Below are 20,972 nucleotides of genomic sequence, written 5' to 3'. Positions count from 1 at the left end.
GCGGAAATACTAAGAGATAAAATATTGCGGGAGGAAATAAATAATGAGCTGGACAAATATATTTTTAGTTGTTCAACTTGTTTTTGGTGTAATTGTCGGATTATATTTCTGGCATTTACTTCGAAATCAACGAACACAAAAAGTTTCAATTGATCGAGAATCGAAAAAAGAATTAGAACAGCTTCGTAAAATGCGTGAGATTTCTTTAACAGAGCCGCTAGCAGAAAAGGTGCGTCCTACAACCTTTTTAGATATTGTAGGGCAAGAGGACGGGATTAAGTCCTTAAAAGCGGCTCTTTGTGGTCCGAATCCGCAACATGTAATCATATATGGCCCACCAGGTGTTGGGAAAACAGCGGCAGCACGTCTTGTATTAGAAGAAGCGAAACGAAATCCTAAATCTCCATTTCGTACGAATGCAACATTTATTGAACTTGATGCGACGACAGCTCGGTTTGATGAACGTGGTATCGCAGACCCTTTAATTGGTTCGGTGCATGATCCGATTTATCAAGGTGCTGGGGCGATGGGGCAAGCAGGTATTCCGCAACCGAAAAAAGGTGCTGTAACAGATGCGCATGGTGGTATTTTGTTTATTGATGAGATTGGCGAACTCCATCCGATTCAAATGAACAAAATGTTAAAGGTGTTAGAAGATCGAAAAGTATTTTTAGAAAGTGCGTACTATAGTGAAGAAAATACGATGATCCCAACATATATACATGATATTTTCCAAAAAGGCTTACCGGCAGATTTTCGCTTAGTTGGAGCAACGACACGTTCGCCAGAGGAAATTCCTCCTGCTATTCGGTCACGTTGCTTAGAAGTATTTTTCCGTGAATTAGATACGGAAGAGATTCAAAAAGTAGCGAAAAACGCCGCGGAAAAAGTGGAAATGCAAATAGGTGAAAATGGTATTGAAATGATTGGGATGTATGCAAGAAATGGACGAGAGGCGATTAATCTCGTACAAATTTCTGCTGGTATGGCGATAAATGAAGAACGTTCTTTTATTAAAGATGAAGATATAGAGTGGGTTGTTCACTCAAGTCAGCTTACGCCGAAATACGAAAAGCACATTTATCCGATTCCAAGGATTGGTCTTGTAAATGGTCTTGCTGTATACGGACCAAATACAGGTGCGTTATTAGAAATTGAAGTAACAGCAATTCCGGCGAAAGATAAAGGATCGGTAAATGTTACCGGAATTGTAGAAGAAGAAAGTATTGGTAGTCAAACGAAATCGATTCGCCGTAAAAGTATGGCAAAAGGCTCTGTTGATAATGTATTAACAGTACTTCGTTCTTTAGATGTGTTGCCAGAAGGATACGATATACATATTAATTTTCCAGGTGGTATCCCAATTGATGGACCTTCTGCAGGAATCGCTATGGCAACAGGTGTATATTCTGCGGTGCATCGCACATATGTAAATAATGAAGTAGCGATGACAGGTGAAATAAGTATACACGGAGAAGTAAAGCCTATTGGTGGCGTGTACGCAAAAATAAAAGCTGCGAAAAAAGCGGGAGCTAAGAAAGTCATTATTCCTGCTGAAAATATGCAACCATTTTTGTATACGATAAAGGGAATCGAAATTATTCCTGTCCGTAAATTAAAAGAAGTATTTGAGTTAACGTTTATGCAAGAAAATATGCATAGAGAGCTAGATGTACATACTAACGTAGACGAAACAGATGCACAATCTATGTAAAAATAAACAATAATAAAATTTGCCAGACTTCGTTTAAGTTTGTATGCTTAATCGGAGTCTTTTTTCTTTTCGTGAGGTAGAAAAACAAGCTATTTACAATTGCGAGGAATCTCAGCAATTGCATCTAGGTGTATTGTAATATAAAATAGTTGAACAGGAGTTTAATTTATTATGGAGGTGCTATGTCTAGTATGAATACGAACGAAAGAATCGTGCCCCTCCTACCATTAAGAGGCGTTCTCGTATATCCAACGATGGTTTTGCATCTTGATGTAGGACGTGATAAATCGATACAAGCACTAGAGCAGGCGGCAATGGATGAAAATATCATCTTTTTAGCAATGCAAAAAGAAATGAATATCGATGATCCGAAAGAAGATGACATATATAGTGTAGGTACAGTGGCGAAAGTAAAGCAAATGCTAAAATTGCCGAACGGTACGCTTCGTGTCCTTGTGGAAGGTTTACATAGAGCAGAAGTAATAGAGTTTATGGAAGAAGAAAATGTAGTACAAGTGTCTATTAAAACGGTAACTGAAGAAGTAGAAGATGATTTAGAAGAGAAAGCTCTTATGCGTACGTTACTGGAGCATTTCGAACAATATATTAAAGTTTCGAAAAAAGTTTCAAATGAAACATTTGCAACGGTAGCTGATGTAGAGGAACCAGGGAGATTAGCTGATTTAATTGCTTCTCACTTGCCGATTAAAACGAAGCAGAAACAAGAGATTCTAGAGATTGTATCTGTAAAAGAACGATTACATACACTTATTTCAATTATTCAAGATGAACAAGAGTTACTTAGCCTAGAAAAGAAAATTGGGCAACAAGTGAAACGTTCAATGGAGCGCACGCAAAAAGAATATTTCTTACGTGAGCAAATGAAGGCGATTCAAACTGAACTTGGCGACAAAGAAGGTAAGGGCGGAGAAGTAGAAGAACTTCGTGAAAAAATTGAACAGTCAGGAATGCCTGAAGAAACAATGAAGGCTGCGCTGAAAGAATTAGATCGTTATGAAAAGTTACCAGCAAGTTCTGCGGAGAGTGGTGTTATTCGCAATTATATTGATTGGTTATTAGCGCTTCCGTGGACAGAGGCAACAGAAGATATAATTGATCTTGCTCATTCGGAAGAGATTTTAAATAACGATCATTACGGTCTTGAAAAAGTGAAAGAGCGTGTACTTGAATATTTAGCTGTACAGAAGTTAACGAATTCATTAAAAGGACCTATCCTTTGTTTAGTAGGCCCTCCTGGGGTCGGAAAAACTTCGTTAGCGCGTTCAATTGCAACATCATTGAATCGTAACTTTGTCCGTGTATCTCTTGGTGGTGTGCGTGATGAATCTGAAATTCGTGGTCACCGCCGTACATATGTTGGAGCAATGCCAGGACGCATTATTCAAGGTATGAAAAAGGCGAAAACAGTTAATCCAGTCTTCTTATTAGATGAGATTGATAAAATGTCTAACGATTTCCGTGGAGATCCATCAGCAGCATTACTTGAAGTATTAGATCCAGAACAAAACCATAACTTCAGTGATCATTACATTGAAGAACCATATGATCTATCGAAAGTTATGTTTGTAGCAACTGCTAATACACTTTCAAGTATTCCAGGTCCATTACTTGACCGTATGGAAATCATTTCGATTGCTGGCTATACAGAACTTGAAAAAGTACACATTGCTCGTGAGCATTTATTGCCGAAACAATTAAAAGAGCATGGCTTACGAAAAGGTAATTTACAAGTACGTGATGAAGCGCTTCTTGAAATTATTCGTTATTATACACGTGAGGCTGGTGTTCGTACGCTAGAACGCCAAATTGCAAAAGTTTGCCGTAAAGTAGCGAAAATTATCGTTACAGCAGAACGTAAACGTATCGTTGTGACAGAGAAAAAGATTGTTGATTTACTTGGTAAACACATATTCCGTTATGGGCAAGCTGAAAAAACAGACCAAGTTGGTATGGCAACAGGTCTAGCTTACACAGCAGCAGGCGGCGATACACTTGCAATTGAAGTTTCTGTAGCGCCAGGAAAAGGGAAACTAATTTTAACAGGGAAACTTGGGGATGTTATGAAAGAATCAGCACAAGCTGCGTTTAGTTATATACGTTCTCGTGCAGAAGAGCTTCAGATTGATCCGAATTTCCATGAGAAAAATGATATTCATATTCATGTTCCAGAAGGAGCAGTTCCGAAAGATGGACCGTCAGCAGGTATTACGATGGCAACGGCACTTATTTCTGCACTAACAGGTATTCCTGTAAGTAAAGAAGTAGGTATGACAGGTGAAATTACACTTCGTGGTCGTGTATTACCAATTGGTGGCTTAAAAGAAAAAACATTAAGTGCTCACCGCGCAGGCTTAACAAAAATTATTTTGCCAGCAGAAAACGAGAAAGATTTAGATGATATTCCAGAGAGCGTAAAAGAAAACCTTACGTTTGTGCTTGCATCTCATTTAGATGAAGTATTGGAGCACGCATTAGTAGGAGTGAAACAATGAAAGTAACAAAAGCAGATATTGTAATTAGTGCTGTTAAACCAGAACAATATCCAGACAGTGATTTACCAGAAATTGCATTAGCAGGTCGTTCAAATGTCGGGAAGTCTTCCTTTATTAATAAAATTTTAAATCGTAAAAAGTTAGTGCGTATTTCTTCTAAACCAGGAAAAACACAAACGCTGAACTTTTTCTTGATCAATGAGATGATGCATTTTGTTGACGTTCCAGGTTATGGATATGCGAAAGTGTCTAAATCGGAGCGCGCGGCATGGGGGAAAATGATTGAAACGTACTTTACAACGCGTAAGCAATTAGACGCAGCTGTATTAGTAGTTGATTTACGTCACCAACCGACAAGTGATGACGTGATGATGTATGATTTCTTAAAGCATTATGAAATCCCAACAATTATTATTGCGACGAAAGCTGATAAAATCCCGAAAGGGAAATGGCAAAAGCATTTAAAAGTTGTAAAAGAAACGCTTGCTGTTGAAATTGGCGATGAAATCGTTCTATTCTCTTCTGAAACAGGACTTGGAAAAGAAGAAGCGTGGAAGGCAATTCATAAAATGACAAAAACAAAAAACGCGTGACGAATGTCGCGCGTTTTTTTCTTTATATAAGCTGTTAACGTACGTTTAATGTAACTTCAATATTACCTCGTGTTGCTTTAGAGTAAGGACATACACCGTGAGCCGCTTCTACAAGTTCTTGTGCTTCGCTATGTGAAACGCCAGCGACATGTACATCAAGCACGGCAGATAGGCCAAAACCACCATCTGTATCTTTTCCGATAGAAACGTGAGCGGTTACTTCTGTACTTTCTACTTTCATACGTTTTGTACGAATGACAAGTTGTAATGCACTATCGAAACAAGCTGCATAACCAGCTGCAAATAGTTGTTCTGGATTTGTTGCTTCTCCACCTGCACCACCTAGTGCTTTCGGCATTTTCACATCAAGATTTAATATGCCATCATCTGAAACTACTTTCCCATTTCTTCCACCTGTTGCTGTTACTGAAGCAGTATATAATTTATCCATATTTATTCCCCTTTTCCATCATTAATTGTTTTCATTGTTTCAATTAGTTTATTTAGTTGAATTAATAAAGAGCGATATTCTTGCTCTGTAATTCCTAAGTTTGTAGCCATCGTTGTCGGTAATGAACAAGCCTTTTCCTTTAAAGCTTTGCCTTGTTCTGTTAATTCAATACAAACTTTTCGCTCGTCTTCTTTGGAACGAACACGTTTTACAAGTGTTAATGATTCCATTCGTTTTAACATAGGTGTTAACGTACCGGAATCTAAAAATAGACGTTCTCCAATTTCTTTTACTGTTAGTCCATCTTGCTCCCATAGTACGAGTAAAGTAATGTACTGGGGATACGTAATACCCATCTCTTCTAAATAAGGTCGATAAAAACGAGTAACCTCTCTAGAGCAGGCATAAATAGAAAAACAAAGTTGGTTATCTAGATGCAAAGAGTCCTCTGTCATACATAACTCCCTTCTTATTAAGTTGTGCACAATTTAATTTTGTAAAATCAATATAACGAAAAATAAATAAAATGTCAAATACATTGTATTGAGAAAGTGTCTGCTACATTTTGGAACAATCATACATATTTTCCTTCATGATGAAAGAAGATAGGAAAGATGATGTTATAATTTATATGGAATAGTTTCCATCACTTGATTATGAGGACTTTTTTTGGTAACGTACAAATAGAGTTATTAATTTATAATCATTATAAAGTAGAATTTTTTTATTAGTTTGCTGAATCTCCTTTATTACATACGGAGAATAATTAAAAAATAATCGGTTGTTCACACGATTGTCAGATTCATAAGAGGAAAGTTGTATTATGATAGTAGATAAAGTGATAAAACGGGTGAAGGGGGACATGCTGCGTGCATATTCTTGTTGTTAGTGTAAATTATCGAACAGCCCCTGTAGAATTTCGTGAGAAACTCACATTTCAGGCAGCAGAGCTAGAGCGAGCGATGACTACATTACAAAATCAAAAGAGCGTGTTAGAGAATGTCATTGTATCAACTTGTAATCGCACTGAGATTTATGCTGTTGTAGATCAATTACACACGGGACGGTATTATATTAAGAAATTTTTAGCTGATTGGTTTCAGCTTGAAATAGAAGAAGTCGCACCATATTTAACTATTTTTGAACAAGATGGTGCAATAGACCATTTATTCCGCGTAACGTGCGGTTTAGATTCTATGGTAGTGGGAGAAACACAGATTTTAGGCCAAATAAAAGATAGCTTTTTAGAAGCACAACAAGTTAAAGCAACAGGCACAATTTTTAATGAATTGTTTAAGCAAGTCATTACATTAGCAAAACGTGCCCACTCAGAAACAACAATTGGTGAAAGTGCGATGTCTGTTAGTTATGCTGCTGTTGAGCTTGGAAAGAAAATATTTGGCGAGTTAACAGATTGTCATGTGCTTATTCTTGGTGCTGGTAAAATGGGCGAACTTGCATTGCAAAACTTATATGGAAGTGGTGCTCGTAAAGTAACAGTTATGAATAGGACGCTTTCGAAAGCAGAAGTAATGGCTGAGAAATATATGGGACATGCAAAATCGTTAAGCGAATTACAATGTGCATTATTAGAAGCAGATATTTTAATTAGTTCAACTGGTGCATCAGAGTATGTCATTACGAAAGAGATGATGACAAAGGTGGAGAAAATGCGCTCTGGTCGTCCTTTGTTTATGGTTGACATTGCAGTGCCACGTGATATTGATCCAGCGATTGATGAGCTAGAAGGTTCTTTCTTGTATGACATTGATGATCTGCAAGGAGTAGTGGAGGCAAACCGTGCTGAGCGTTTGAAAGAAGCAGAGAAAATTCAATTTATGATTGAAGAGGAAATTGTTCTATTTAAAACGTGGTTAAGTACACTTGGTGTTGTTCCATTAATATCAGCTCTTCGTGATAAGGCACTTGCAATCCAAAGTGAAACGATGGTAAGCCTAGAGCGGAAAATACCAAACCTTAGTGATCGTGAGAAAAAAGTTATTAGTAAGCATACGAAAAGTATTATTAATCAATTATTAAAAGACCCAATTTTAGTAGCAAAAGAAATAGCTGCTGAAGAGGGAGCGAGCGAAAAACTAGCGTTATTTGCAAAGATTTTTGATTTAGAAACGGAAGAAGTAGAGAGTCGTGCGGAAGAAGTAGAACATAAAAGAGTGTGGACACCATCCGTTCCATCTTTATAATTTGGAAGGATGATCGGATGAGTTTTTTAAATAACAGTATTATTTATCATATTGCAATTATTTTATATGCTTGTAGCATTAGTTTATATTTTATAGATTATTTCCAAAGTAACCGAAAGGCGAACCGATTTGCTTTTTGGTTACTTTCGATTGTATGGGTATTGCAGTCTATTTTTATGTTGCTTAGGGCGACAGATTCAGAAACGAATCCCATTTTAACTTTATTATCAGGGATTTATTTTTATGTTTGGTTATTGATTACGATGTCGTTAGTCATAAATCGATTTATGCGCGTTGACTTTTTAGTCTTCTTTACAAATGTTGTTGCATTTGGCGTAAGCGCTTTTTCTATTTTTACACCGCTCGGAAAGATGTCGCCAGTACTTGCAGAGCAATTAGTTTCAGAACTTGTATACGTGCATGTTGGAATGGCGATTATTTCTTATGCAACGTTTACGGTATCGTTTATTTTTTCTATTATGTATTTACTGCAATATCGCCTATTAAAAAAGAAAAAGTGGAATGCGAGATTAAGAAGGTTAGGGAATTTACCGAAGCTTGAATCTACGTCTTACGGATTAAATTTATTTTCTGTTCCATTTTTCTTACTAGCAATTTTATTGGGGTGTATATGGGGATATACAAAATTGGACAATTTCCATTGGTATGATACGAAAGTAATCGGATCTTTTGTCGTTCTATTTGTGTATTGCACAGGTTTATATTTACGAGCGGCAGATGTGTTGCAAGGTAAGAAAATTGTACAGTGGAATATCGGATCGTTTCTCGTAATGCTAGTAAACATTTTTCTATTAAGCAGTTTATCCAATTTCCACTTTTGGTATTTATAATGAGGAGAGAGAATTATGCGCAAAATTATTGTAGGGTCACGAAAGAGTAAACTAGCATTAACGCAAACAAACTGGTTTATTGATCAGTTAAAAGCGCTAGGTCTACCATATGAATTTGAAGTGAAAGAAATTGTCACAAAAGGTGATGTTATTTTAGATGTTACTCTTTCAAAAGTAGGCGGAAAAGGCTTGTTCGTTAAAGAAATTGAGCATGCGTTACTTACGAAAGAAATCGATATGGCTGTACATAGTATGAAAGATATGCCGGCCGTACTTCCAGAAGGTTTAATGATTGGCTGTACACCAAAGCGTGTTGACCCTCGGGATGCTTTTATCTCAAAAAATGGAGCATCGTTTAAAGAGTTAGCGGAAGGTGCTATTTTAGGTACGAGTAGTTTAAGACGTAGTGCACAGCTACTCGCTGCGAGACCAGATTTACAAGTGAAGTGGATTCGCGGGAATATCGATACACGTTTACGTAAATTAAAAGAAGAAGATTACGATGCGATTATTTTAGCGACAGCTGGATTACAAAGAATGGGCTGGGATGATGAAGTTATTACAGAACATTTAGATGAAGCGTTATGTGTACCTGCTGTAGGACAAGGTGCATTAGCGATTGAGTGTCGTGAGGATGATAAGGATTTATTGCAATTGTTAGCGCATATTAATGATGCGCTAACAGAAAGAACAGTGGCAGCGGAGCGAGTATTTCTTCATAAACTTGAAGGTGGATGCCAAGTTCCAATCGCTGGATATGCAACCCTTACAGAAAACGATGCAATCGAATTAACAGCTCTTGTCGGCTCTATGGATGGCTCTGTTTTATTAAAAGAGACAGTAGTGGGTACTAATCCTGAAGAAGTAGGATTAGAGGCCGCGGACCGTTTAATTAAACAAGGCGCCAAAGAACTCATTCTTGCTGCAAATAAGGAGCAACAATAAATATGAACGCTCTCGCTGGAAAAACGGTATTGATTACACGTGCCCAGCATCAAGCGAAACAAATGAGTGTAGCAGTGAAAGAAAAGAGCGGAATTCCATTGGAAATTCCGCTTTTGCGTATGGAAGGTATGTCTCATAGGCAAATTCAACATATTGAAGAGCAGCTACATTCATACGACTGGGTTATTTTTACGAGCAGAAATGGTGTAGCTTTTTTTCTAGATAGTTTAAAAAAGAAACTACCACTAACCATTAAAATCGCTGCGGTAGGTGTGAAAACAAAATTAGAGTTAGAAAAAAGGGGCTATCAAGTTCATTTTGTTCCGACTTCATTTGTTGCAGAAGCATTTGCCGAAGAGCTTCTAAAAGAATTAAATGGAAACGAACGCATTTTATTTCCAAAAGGCAATTTAGCAAGAGATGTAATACCAGTTAAACTGCGTGAAATTGGTGTTTCTCTAGATGAGTTGATCGTATACGGTACGAAAGTGAATGTAGAAAAAAAGCAAGAGCTTATAGCAGCGTTGAAGTTAGGAGAAGTAGACATTATTACATTTACGAGTCCTTCAACTGTTACTAGTTTTGTTCGTTTACTTGAGGGTGCAAACTGGAGAGAATGGACAAAAAAATGTACAATTGCTTGTATAGGACCTATTACGGAAAAAGAGGCAAGTCGTTATTTTCCGTCTGTTATTGTGCCGAAAGAGTACACTGTAGAAGCATTACTACAATGTGTTTGTGAATCTATAAAATGAAAGAATGGGGATAGAAATCTATGAACTCTTTACAATTTAATCGTCATCGTCGTTTAAGACAAAGCGGGGGCATGCGTGCGCTTGTGCGTGAAACGTTTTTACATACGGGAGATTTTATTTACCCTATTTTTGTATTAGAAGGTGAAAATGTTCGTAATGAAGTTCCTTCTATGCCAGGCGTATATCAAATGTCTTTAGATTTATTGCAAGCTGAAATGCAAGAAGTTGTTGATTTAGGTATTCGTTCTGTTATTGTATTTGGTTTACCTGCTGAAAAGGATGAAGTTGGATCATCAGCATATTGTGATCATGGAATTGTACAACGTGCTATTCAGCAAATTAAAGGTGATTTCCCTGAGCTAGTAGTAGTTGCAGACACATGTTTATGTCAATTTACAAGCCATGGTCATTGCGGTGTAATTGAAGATGGTATTATTTTAAATGACGAGTCTCTTGCAGTTCTTGCGAAAACAGCTGTAAGTCAAGCGAAAGCAGGAGCGGACATTATTGCGCCATCAAACATGATGGACGGCTTCGTAACAGCAATTCGCCATGCATTAGACGAAAATGGTTTTGGACACGTGCCAGTTATGTCGTACGCTGTGAAATATTCATCAGCATTTTATGGACCATTCCGTGATGCTGCGCACGGTGCACCGCAATTTGGTGACCGTAAAACATATCAAATGGATCCGGCAAACCGTATGGAAGCATTCCGTGAAGCAGAATCAGATGTAATGGAAGGTGCAGATTTCTTAATCGTAAAACCAGCTCTTTCTTACTTAGATATCGTTCGTGATGTGAAAAATAACTTTAATTTACCAGTTGTCGCTTATAATGTAAGTGGTGAATATTCGATGATTAAAGCGGCAGCGCAAAATGGCTGGATTAATGAAAAAGAAGTTGTTCTTGAAAAATTAATTAGTATGAAACGTGCAGGAGCAGACTTAATTATTACGTATCATGCGAAAGATGCAGCAAAATGGTTACAAGAAGGAGGGGCTAAATAATGAAAAAGTTTGATAAATCGATTGCGGCGTTTGAAGAGGCACAAGACTTAATGCCTGGTGGCGTAAATAGCCCGGTTCGTGCTTTTAAATCTGTTGGGATGAATCCGTTGTTTATGGAGCGTGGAAAAGGCTCTAAAGTATATGATATTGATGGGAATGAATACATCGACTACGTATTATCATGGGGGCCTTTAATTCATGGTCATGCAAATGATCGTGTTGTAGAAGCGTTAAAATCTGTTGCTGAAAGAGGTACAAGCTTCGGTGCACCAACAGAAATTGAAAATAAATTAGCAAAACTTGTTATTGAGCGCGTGCCATCAATTGAGATTGTGCGTATGGTTAACTCTGGAACGGAAGCAACAATGAGTGCACTACGTTTAGCTCGTGGTTATACAGGTCGTAATAAAATCTTGAAATTTATTGGTTGTTACCACGGTCATGGTGATTCGCTATTAATTAAAGCTGGTTCTGGTGTGGCGACTTTAGGTTTACCAGATAGTCCTGGTGTACCAGAAGGTGTAGCGAAAAATACGATTACAGTAGCTTATAACGATTTAGAAAGCGTAAAATACGCGTTTGAACAATTCGGTGATGATATTGCTTGTGTAATTGTAGAACCAGTAGCAGGAAATATGGGGGTTGTTCCTCCGCAGCCTGGATTTTTAGAAGGTCTTCGTGAAGTAACAGAACAAAACGGTGCATTGCTTATTTTTGATGAAGTAATGACAGGGTTCCGAGTAGCTTATAATTGTGGCCAAGGTTATTATGGCGTAACACCTGATTTAACATGCTTAGGTAAAGTAATCGGTGGTGGTTTACCAGTAGGAGCATACGGTGGTAAAGCAGAAATTATGCGCCAAGTTGCACCAAGCGGACCGATTTACCAAGCTGGTACTTTATCAGGTAATCCACTTGCAATGGCAGCAGGTTATGAAACGTTAGTACAGTTAACGCCAGAATCATATGTAGAATTTGAGCGTAAAGCTGAAATGTTGGAAGCTGGATTACGTAAAGCAGCTGAAAAACATGGCATTCCACATCGTATTAACCGTGCAGGTTCTATGATTGGTATTTTCTTTACAGATGAGCCCGTTATTAATTACGATGCAGCAAAATCTTCAAACTTAGAATTCTTTGCGGCTTACTATCGTGAAATGGTAGAACAAGGTGTATTCTTACCGCCATCTCAATTCGAAGGTTTATTCTTATCGACAGCACATAGTGACGCAGATATTGAGGCGACGATTGCAGCAGCTGAAATTGCAATGTCAAAATTAAAATAATGTATTAGAGAAAAATCGCTCTCCATAAGGGGAGCGATTTTTTTTTATTCATAAAGTAAGCTTTCCCTACATAAATCTGTAATGACATATAGTTTGGGAGGGGGAAAAGAAGTGGCTGCAGATCATTCGTTACGATTTTCATTAAAAGAATCTGTTTGGTTCCAAAAGGGACAGGAAGTCGATGAACTTTTGTCAATTTCGTTAGATCCAGACGTTGAGATAGAAGAGCTTGATCATGAAGTAATCGTGAGAGGGCAATTAGATTTAACGGGAGAGTATGTTGCACGAAAAGATGATTCGGCGTATTCATTAAGAGAACTATCGCCAGCAAAGTCAATTGATTATGTAGAAACAAGGGAAGATGGGGTTAATGAACTTGTTCATTCCTTTCCGCTTGAAATATCAATTCCGAGAAATCGAGTGAAAGTAATTGAAGAGCTATATGTATCAATTGAGGAATTTGATTATGAATTAAAGGAAAATGGTTGCTTACAATTATTAGCGGATATATCTATTACCGGTTTGTGTGATGAAGAGAGAAACGAGGATGAAGCTGAAGAGGAAGAAACGGTGTATGCCGAGTTAGAAGAAGATTCAGCGCAAGAGGATGAAAATAGACCGGCGCCGCATGTAGAAGAACCAGCATATAAGGAATCAGATGAGTGGGAAGATTACGCATTTGAACCGTTCCAATTAGAGGAAAGAAAAGAGCAGGAATTAGAAGAAGAGAAGATAGAGGAACATGAATTTGTGGAGCGTGAAGAGGAGCAAGAAACAACGCCGCAATTTGAATTGTTTGGGCGAAAAGATTTCAAGAAAGAAAAAGCGAAAAAGCAGGAAGAACAAGAAGAAGAGTACTCACAGCGAGATGAAAATGCGCTTTATTTAACAAAACTATTTACGAAAGAACCGGAAGAAGAATTTACAAAGTTAAGAATGTATTTCGTGCAAGAAGGGGATACAATTGAATCTATTGCAGAACGTTATGAAACGTCTGTGCAAAATGTGTGCCGTGTCAATCAAACAGAAGATATATTTTTAAATACGGGGCAAATTATTTATATTCCCGTTTCAAGGGTAAAGGCGAAATAAGGAAGTGAGTGTTTTCATTCGCTTCTTTTCTTAGAGGCTATGTTTTGAATAGAAAGGGTTATTCGTATGGATATTGAATTACGAAATCACTATGAACCTATCGTGAGGCAATATAGATTGGATACGCAGCATATGGAAGAGCACGGAAGCGTAATGAAAATTTATACGAATCAAGGTCCATATGCACTCAAGAAAATAGAAGGCAGAAAGTTAGAGCGGAATAATTTTCTGCATCATATTCAATATTTGAAGGAGAAAGGTTTTTCAAATTATGTACCTATATACCACGCGACGGATGGAAATTATATTTTAAGTGACGGGACGTATAATTATTATTTAATGCCTTGGTTAGAACGTGCAGAAGGAAACGGCGAGGATAATGATCAATACCATAAAATGTTTCAGACACTTGGAACGTTGCATCAAAAAACTGTGAAGGAAGAAACATATACGGAAGAAGATTTAGAAAAACATTATACAACTATATCCGATCGCTGGGAAAATGATGGTGAGATGTTAGAAGAGTTTCTCGTAGAATCTGAATCAAAATGGTATATGTCCCCGTTTGAATTACAATATTGTACGTACTATCATCATGTAATGAGAGCGCGTGAATTTGCAACGAAGCAATTAAATGAGTGGAACGATGCGATGAAAGAAAAAGAGAAAACACGTATTACTTTTGTGCATGGTAACGTGTCACTTAATCATTTTTTATTTGACTATGAGCGAAATGGCTATTTTATTAGTTTGGAAAAATCGAAGTTTGCAACGCCTGTGCAAGATATAGTAGGTTTTTATTCACGGTCTTTAAACACATATCCAATCGCAAGAAGTGATCGGTTTGAATGGTTTCAAATGTATCAAAAAAATTTCCCTTTTACGAAAGAAGAGCAACTACTTATGTTTGCGTATATGACGTATCCATCGCAATTTATTCGGCAAATCCAGTCTTATAAGAAAAGAAGAGATAATCGCAACGAGGAAAATGAACTGCGCGGAGTAAAGAGTTTGCAACAATCGCATTGGCTCGTTAGCAATATAGAATATTTCCTGTCACAATTACAAGCTGCCCAGCAAGGGAACGGGTAAAGTAAAACTTTAATCAGCGGGTGGCTCCAACCTAACTTCTTTGTTTTAGCTGAATTTTGAGGTGGGGTCTTATTGCCCGCAAATAGCGGGATAAAGAAGATAAGTAGAGAATGCTACTTATCTTCTTTATATTCACCCGAAAAGTCATAGTTTTAAATTTATCTTGACGAATAAGGTTTCGTTTTTTACACTATTGTATATAATAATTAACAATCATATAAATGCCTTGAAGGGGAAGAGTATAACATGAAACGTCTTCAGAGAGGAGAATCAGTAGCTGGGAGATTCTCTAGATAGTTATGTTAGAAGGTAGCCCTGGAGCATCTTTTCTGAACAGAATAGTTCTCATTAGGAAAAGACGGATTTGTCCGTTATCAAATTAAGAGTATAAGCAAATTATGAATTTGTTTGTAAATAAAGGTGGTACCGCGATGTCCCTCGTCCTTTTTGGATGAGGGACATTTTTTATTTTAAGGAGGGAAAATAATGTCAAACACGGAAAAGAATTTACCAACTAAATATGATCATATGTCCGTTGAAGAAGGCCTTTATCAATGGTGGCTTGAAGGCAAATATTTTGAAGCAACAGGAGACGAGAAGAAACAACCGTATACAATTGTAATTCCACCTCCGAACGTAACTGGTAAGTTACACTTAGGTCATGCTTGGGATACAACTCTTCAAGATATTTTAACTCGTACGAAGCGTATGCAAGGTTACGATGTGTTATGGCTTCCAGGAATGGACCATGCTGGCATCGCAACACAAGCGAAAGTAGAAGGAAAACTTCGTGAAGAAGGTATTTCACGTTACGATCTTGGCCGTGAGAAATTCCTTGAAAAAGCTTGGGAGTGGAAAGAAGAGTACGCTTCTCACATTCGTCAACAATGGGGGAAAGTTGGTTTAGGACTAGACTATTCTCGCGAACGTTTCACATTAGACGAAGGTTTATCTGATGCGGTTAATAAAGTATTCGTTCAATTATACGAAAAAGGCTTAATTTACCGCGGTGAATATATTATCAACTGGGATCCAGCAACACGCACAGCTCTTTCTGATATTGAAGTAATTCATAAAGAAGTTCAAGGTGCATTCTACCATATGAACTATCCGTTAACGGACGGTTCAGGTTACATTCGCCTTGCTACTACTCGTCCAGAAACGATGCTTGGTGATACAGCGGTAGCAGTTCATCCAGAAGATGATCGTTACAAACATTTAATCGGAAAAACAGTTACACTTCCAATCGTAGGCCGTGAGATTCCGATTATTGCTGATGAGTATGTAGAAAAAGACTTCGGAACAGGCGTTGTAAAAATTACACCAGCTCATGACCCGAACGACTTTGAAGTAGGTAACCGTCATGACTTACCACGCATCTTAGTAATGAACGAAGATGGATCGATGAACGAAAAAGCTGGTAAATATAACGGTATGGATCGTTTCGAATGCCGTAAAGAATTAGTGAAAGACTTACAAGAAGCTGGCGTATTAGTAGAAATCGAGCCACATATGCATTCAGTAGGTCATAGTGAGCGTAGCGGTGCAGTTGTTGAGCCTTACTTATCAACACAATGGTTCGTAAAAATGGCTCCACTTGCTGAAAAAGCAGTAGCGCTTCAACAAAAAGAAGAAGAAAAAGTAACGTTCGTACCAGAGCGTTTTGAAAACACATATTTACGTTGGATGGAAAATATTCATGACTGGTGTATTTCTCGTCAATTATGGTGGGGACACCGTATTCCAGCTTGGTACCATAAAGAAACTGGTGAAGTATACGTAGGTACAGAAGCACCAGCAGATATTGAAAACTGGAATCAAGATAACGACGTACTTGATACATGGTTCAGTTCAGCGCTATGGCCATTCTCAACACTTGGTTGGCCAAATGAAGATTCAGCAGACTTCAAACGTTACTATTCAACAGATGCACTAGTAACGGGTTATGACATCATCTTCTTCTGGGTATCTCGTATGATTTTCCAAGGTTTAGAGTTTACAGGCGAGCGTCCATTTAAAGATGTATTAATTCACGGTTTAGTTCGTGATGAGCAAGGTCGTAAGATGAGTAAATCTCTTGGTAACGGTATTGACCCAATGGATGTTATCGAGAAGTACGGTGCAGATGCAATGCGCTATTTCTTATCAACAGGAAGTGCGCCAGGTCAAGATTTACGTTTCAGCATGGAAAAAGTAGAATCTACTTGGAACTTCATTAATAAAATTTGGAACGCATCACGTTTCGTATTAATGAACATGGATGATATGAAGTATGAAGAAATCGATTTAACTGGTGAAAAATCAGTTGCAGATAAGTGGATCTTAACTCGCTTAAACGAAACAATCGAGAGTGTAACACGTAATATGGATAAATATGAGTTCGGTGAAGCTGGTCGTTCATTATACAACTTCATTTGGGATGATTTCTGTGACTGGTACATTGAGATGGCGAAACTTCCACTATACGGTGAAGATGAAGCAGCTAAGAAAACGACTCGTTCTATTTTAGCTTACGTATTAGATCAAACAATGCGTCTATTACACCCATTCATGCCATTCGTAACAGAGAAGATTTGGCAACATTTACCGCATGAAGGCGAGTCTATTACAGTAGCTGCGTGGCCAACAGTTCGCGAAGATTTACAAGATACGGAAGCTGCGGCAGAAATGCACCTTCTAGTTGATATCATTCGCTCTGTTCGTAACATTCGTGCAGAAGTAAATACACCAATGAGCAAAAAAGTTCAAATGCAAATTAAAGCAAAAGATGAGGCTGTACTTGCTCAACTTACGAAAAATAGCTCTTACATTGAGCGTTTCTGTAACCCAAGCGAATTAACAATTCAAACGGACTTACAAGCGCCAGAAAAAGCAATGACTGCAATCGTATCAGGTGCAGAGTTATTCTTACCGTTAGCTGATCTTATCAATCTTGATGAAGAGAGAGCTCGTCTTGAGAAAGAACTTGAGAAGTTCGATAAAGAAGTAGAACGTGTACAGAAGAAACTTTCTAACCAAGGTTTCGTAGCGAAAGCTCCTGCAGCGGTTATTGAAGGAGAGCGTGCGAAAGAGCAAGATTACCTAGAAAAACGCGAAGCAGTTCGTCAACGTCTAGCAGATCTTGAAAAGTAAAAATATTTTTAGAGACTCACTATATTGGTGAGTCTCTTTTCTTTGCGTATAATAGAACTATGAAAGTTGTCTTTTGAAAGGGGAAAAGCATACGTGATACATACATACGAAGAAGCGATAGGGTGGATTCATAGCCGATTGAAATTTGGTATTAAACCAGGATTAGAAAGAATGAATTGGATGCTAGAAGAGCTCGGAAATCCAGAGCGTCATATAAAATGTGTTCATCTTGCTGGTACAAATGGAAAAGGTTCAACGTTAACATATATGCGTTACATGTTAGAAGGCGCGAAATATAAGGTAGGAACGTTTACCTCCCCTTACATCGAAACATTTAATGAACGCATTAGTGTGAATGGAACACCAATTGCAGATGAAGAGATTACTGAACTCGTAAAGATGGTAAAACCAGTCGTGGAAAAACTAGATGAAACGGATTTAGGGGAAGCGACTGAGTTTGAAATTATTACTGTTATGGCAATTTGCTATTTCGGTAAAGTCAATTTCTGTGATGTTGTTTTATTTGAAACAGGGCTCGGTGGACGTTTTGATTCTACCAATGTTATACACCCTGTTCTCACGATTATTACGAATATCGGTCACGATCATATGCATATTTTAGGGAATACACTAGGAGAAATTGCATATGAAAAGGCGGGGATTATTAAGTCTGGTGTGCCGGTAATTACTGGTGTAAAAGATGAAGAAGCTTTGCAAGTCATTCAAAATGTTGCAAAGGAAAACCATGCAAACTTATACGAACTTGGCAAGCATTTTACAGCGTTACATAAACAGTCTAACGAAGATGGGGAACAGTTTGATTTTACTTGTCCTTTTACCGCATTTGAAGATTTGCAAATCTCAATGAAAGGTATTCATCAAGTAGGAAATGCAGCGCTAGCACTTATGGCAGTAATGTATGTAAAAACATATTTATCATTTTTAATTGAGGAAGAGGGAATAAGAACGGGATTACGGGAAGCGTATTGGATTGGGCGCTTTGAAAAGCTACAAAGTAACCCGGATATTATTATAGATGGTGCTCATAATCCAGAAGGTATCGAAAGCCTTGTGAAGACAGTAGAAGCGCATTACAAAGATAAAAATGTAATAGTTTTATTTACTGCCCTTGGTGATAAACAATTGCATAACATGGTAGGCCGATTAGAAACCATTGCAGATGAAATGATTTTTACAACATTCGCCTTTGATCGTGCTATTTCTGCAGACAAGCTTGCATCATATTCACAAAAAGAATCAAAATTAGTTTTTGAAAATTGGAAAGAGGCAATTGATACAAAAGTTGAAATGATAGGGGAAAATGATGTTTTTATCATAACAGGTTCTCTTTATTTCATTTCTGAAGTTCGAAAATATATTCGAGAGAAAAACTAGATAGTCTTTACTATCTAGTTTTTTTGTTCTACAAATGAAGTCAAATGCATACATATAAGATAAATATATAGGGTTATTTGACGAATTCCTCTGACAAATATCTCGTTTTTTTGTGAAATGAATATGATATGATGCGGACAACGATAAGAGGTGAGGTGTGAGTGTATGGACAAGCAATCACGAACGATCTCAGTGAAAGTGAATGGAACAGAAGCGAAGTATGAGGAAAAGAAGAAAGATGAATTTGAATGGATGGTAGTAGAAAGTGAACGACCTAAAAATGTTGTTCCGTTTCAAAAAGCGAAATCAGTGTCTGTGGAAAAATACCGAAAGAAGTGGAGTAATACATTAATTGCAATCGTTGCAACCGCAATTATTATCGGTACGGCGTTTGGAATGGGGATGCTTCATTTACTTACTGGACAAGGAACAACAGGAGGAAGTGAAGTAACTGCTTCAAGGCCGACTGGAAATGGAGAATCAAAGGTGGGTGGAACGGCAGAACAAACACCAGCACCGAAAGAAGAAAAACAAAAGGCGCAGACAGGAACGTCATTGGATCCGATGAAATTATTTTTTGTTCAAGGGGGGCTTTATTCTTCTGAAGAAAAGGGACAGGCAGCTCTTGAAGAATGGAAAGGCAATGGGGGCATTGGTGCTTTGAGACCGAGCGGGGATAAGTATGCAATAGTTGTTGGTATTGCTAGCGATGAACAGGCTATAAATCAATTAATGACTAAATATAAAAATGATGGTGTCTCCGTTTTAAAAAAGAACTGGGATATAACAGATAAAGCATTGCTGAAAGATGATAAAGAAGTAGGAACATTTTTAACAAAAGTGCAGCCATTATATACTCATTTAGCAAAATATGCTTCTAGCGTACAAGTTGGTGGAAAAAGCAGCGCAAAAGATATAGAAGTGATTGAAAAAGAATGGAAAGCGATTGAAAAAGAAGGGAAAAGTATGAAGCGAGAAGAAGCAAAGAAACTGTATATGTATACGTCGGTAGCTGTACAAACAGTAAAAGATGGGAAAATGGATAAGGAATCTTTGGCGAAATTAAATCAAGTTATTATTGATGGCTTACTCTCGTATGAAAAAATTGTTTCGTAGAAAGTGAAATGATAGGATAATAAAATGAGTAAGAAAGAAGTACATGTACTTCTTTCTTTTCTTTTGAATTTAGAGCAAAGTGCTTTCTCTATGACAGGAATATAATCGTATGCAATAAAGAAGTGTTATTTTTAGTTAGAGAAATTAATATTTCTTTCATTTGTGGGCAAACTATTCCTTTGATACGATTGATATAAATTGTTCTGCTTCATGTGAGAAAGGAAGGAGAAAATATGAAAAAAATAATTTTAGCTTCAGGGTCACCTCGGAGGAAGGAATTGCTTGAGTTAGCTAGCGTACCATTTGAAATCGTTGTAAGTGAAGTAGAGGAAACAATTGGTGCATATTCATCGCCTTCTGATATTGTAATGTCGCTTGCCTTGCAAAAAGCATCAGCGGTTGCAGAAAACAATAGTGATTACATTGTGTTAGGTGCAGATACAATTGTTACATATGAGTCGCGTATCCTTGGTAAGCCTTCTAATAAGGATGAGGCGAAAGAGATGTTACAATTACTATCTGGGAAAACACATGAAGTGTATACAGGTGTTGCGATTATATCAAAAGAAAAAACGGTTACTTTTTATGAGCGTACAGAAGTTACGTTTTGGGAATTAACAGAAGAGGAAATTGATACATACGTCGCGTCAAAAGAACCTCTTGATAAAGCAGGTAGTTATGGGATTCAAGGTAAAGGGTCTATTTTCGTTCAACATATTCAAGGGGACTACTATAGTGTAGTTGGCTTACCAATTGCACGTCTCGTTCGAGAATTAAAACAATTTGATATTGATGTAACCCATGCGTAAAATTGCATGGGGTT

General features: G+C 37.6%; 17 protein-coding genes and 1 other annotated feature. Of the genes, 15 read left to right on the top strand and 2 right to left on the bottom strand.

Features of this window, described 5'->3' with window-relative positions; translation table 11 throughout:
• Positions 1-43: 43 nt before the first annotated feature.
• The 3 genes from lonB (at position 44) to ysxC (ending at position 4,820) form a co-directional block, all read left to right on the top strand.
• Complete coding sequence (gene lonB / locus ACQRBL_RS22405) at positions 44-1,714, top strand: ATP-dependent protease LonB (RefSeq protein WP_000119173.1); 1,671 nt, start codon at positions 44-46, stop codon at positions 1,712-1,714.
• A 182-nt stretch (positions 1,715-1,896) separates the two neighbouring features.
• On the top strand, positions 1,897-4,227 hold the full coding sequence (gene lon / locus ACQRBL_RS22400; protein ID WP_411996250.1) for an endopeptidase La: 2,331 nt from the start codon (positions 1,897-1,899) through the stop codon (positions 4,225-4,227).
• Positions 4,224-4,820, top strand: coding sequence for a ribosome biogenesis GTP-binding protein YsxC (gene ysxC / locus ACQRBL_RS22395; protein ID WP_000869118.1), 597 nt, complete (start codon positions 4,224-4,226; stop codon positions 4,818-4,820). The genes lon and ysxC overlap by 4 nt, the downstream gene beginning before the upstream one ends.
• 34 nt (positions 4,821-4,854) lie before the next feature.
• Here ysxC and ACQRBL_RS22390 read toward each other — a convergent pair whose 3' ends face one another.
• Both ACQRBL_RS22390 and ACQRBL_RS22385 read right to left on the bottom strand, forming a co-directional pair.
• Complete coding sequence (locus ACQRBL_RS22390; RefSeq protein WP_000359774.1) at positions 4,855-5,271, bottom strand: organic hydroperoxide resistance protein; 417 nt, start codon at positions 5,269-5,271, stop codon at positions 4,855-4,857.
• Between the two features lie 2 nt (positions 5,272-5,273).
• Positions 5,274-5,726, bottom strand: a complete 453-nt coding sequence (locus ACQRBL_RS22385) for a MarR family winged helix-turn-helix transcriptional regulator (protein ID WP_411996249.1) — start codon at positions 5,724-5,726, stop codon at positions 5,274-5,276.
• 414 nt (positions 5,727-6,140) lie between these two features.
• Here ACQRBL_RS22385 and hemA point away from each other — a divergent pair, with 414 nt between their 5' ends.
• From hemA to ACQRBL_RS22325, 12 genes are all read left to right on the top strand, one after another.
• Positions 6,141-7,475: a glutamyl-tRNA reductase gene (hemA, locus tag ACQRBL_RS22380; RefSeq protein WP_000547868.1), complete on the top strand. Its 1,335-nt coding sequence runs from the start codon at positions 6,141-6,143 to the stop codon at positions 7,473-7,475.
• 17 nt (positions 7,476-7,492) lie between these two features.
• Positions 7,493-8,326, top strand: coding sequence for a cytochrome c biogenesis protein (locus ACQRBL_RS22375; protein WP_000009005.1), 834 nt, complete (start codon positions 7,493-7,495; stop codon positions 8,324-8,326).
• A 15-nt stretch (positions 8,327-8,341) separates the two neighbouring features.
• Positions 8,342-9,271 (top strand): hydroxymethylbilane synthase, encoded by a 930-nt coding sequence (gene hemC / locus ACQRBL_RS22370; RefSeq protein ID WP_023523118.1) that lies wholly within the window; start codon positions 8,342-8,344, stop codon positions 9,269-9,271.
• A gap of 2 nt (positions 9,272-9,273) precedes the next feature.
• Positions 9,274-10,026: a uroporphyrinogen-III synthase gene (gene hemD, locus ACQRBL_RS22365; RefSeq protein WP_023523117.1), complete on the top strand. Its 753-nt coding sequence runs from the start codon at positions 9,274-9,276 to the stop codon at positions 10,024-10,026.
• Between the two features lie 20 nt (positions 10,027-10,046).
• Positions 10,047-11,036, top strand: a complete 990-nt coding sequence (hemB, locus tag ACQRBL_RS22360) for a porphobilinogen synthase (protein WP_411996248.1) — start codon at positions 10,047-10,049, stop codon at positions 11,034-11,036.
• The gene (gene hemL, locus ACQRBL_RS22355; RefSeq protein ID WP_000712946.1) at positions 11,036-12,322 is read left to right on the top strand and encodes a glutamate-1-semialdehyde 2,1-aminomutase; all 1,287 of its coding nucleotides are present in this window, start codon (positions 11,036-11,038) and stop codon (positions 12,320-12,322) included. Before hemB ends, hemL begins: the two co-directional genes overlap by 1 nt.
• 81 nt (positions 12,323-12,403) lie before the next feature.
• On the top strand, positions 12,404-13,414 hold the full coding sequence (gene spoVID, locus ACQRBL_RS22350) for a stage VI sporulation protein D (RefSeq protein ID WP_003271973.1): 1,011 nt from the start codon (positions 12,404-12,406) through the stop codon (positions 13,412-13,414).
• Between the two features lie 66 nt (positions 13,415-13,480).
• Positions 13,481-14,506, top strand: coding sequence for a spore coat protein YsxE (ysxE, locus tag ACQRBL_RS22345; RefSeq protein WP_000350660.1), 1,026 nt, complete (start codon positions 13,481-13,483; stop codon positions 14,504-14,506).
• A gap of 217 nt (positions 14,507-14,723) precedes the next feature.
• Positions 14,724-14,955 (top strand) — a binding site (T-box leader).
• Between the two features lie 37 nt (positions 14,956-14,992).
• The gene (locus ACQRBL_RS22340; protein ID WP_153592562.1) at positions 14,993-17,638 is read left to right on the top strand and encodes a valine--tRNA ligase; all 2,646 of its coding nucleotides are present in this window, start codon (positions 14,993-14,995) and stop codon (positions 17,636-17,638) included.
• A 93-nt stretch (positions 17,639-17,731) separates the two neighbouring features.
• Positions 17,732-19,033: a bifunctional folylpolyglutamate synthase/dihydrofolate synthase gene (locus tag ACQRBL_RS22335; RefSeq protein ID WP_053563604.1), complete on the top strand. Its 1,302-nt coding sequence runs from the start codon at positions 17,732-17,734 to the stop codon at positions 19,031-19,033.
• Positions 19,034-19,198: 165 nt separating this feature from the next.
• Positions 19,199-20,149 carry a hypothetical protein gene (locus ACQRBL_RS22330; RefSeq protein WP_000361016.1) on the top strand — a complete coding sequence of 317 codons (951 nt, stop codon included), beginning with the start codon at positions 19,199-19,201 and terminating at the stop codon, positions 20,147-20,149.
• A gap of 233 nt (positions 20,150-20,382) precedes the next feature.
• Positions 20,383-20,958, top strand: a complete 576-nt coding sequence (locus ACQRBL_RS22325; protein WP_000720495.1) for a Maf family protein — start codon at positions 20,383-20,385, stop codon at positions 20,956-20,958.
• Positions 20,959-20,972 lie beyond the last annotated feature (14 nt).

This window comes from Bacillus sp. AF62 (assembly GCF_050312695.1).
GTDB lineage: Bacteria > Bacillota > Bacilli > Bacillales > Bacillaceae_G > Bacillus_A > Bacillus_A cereus.
Note: the sequence above shows the minus strand (reverse complement) of the source record. Positions and strands in the feature narration are given on the sequence as shown.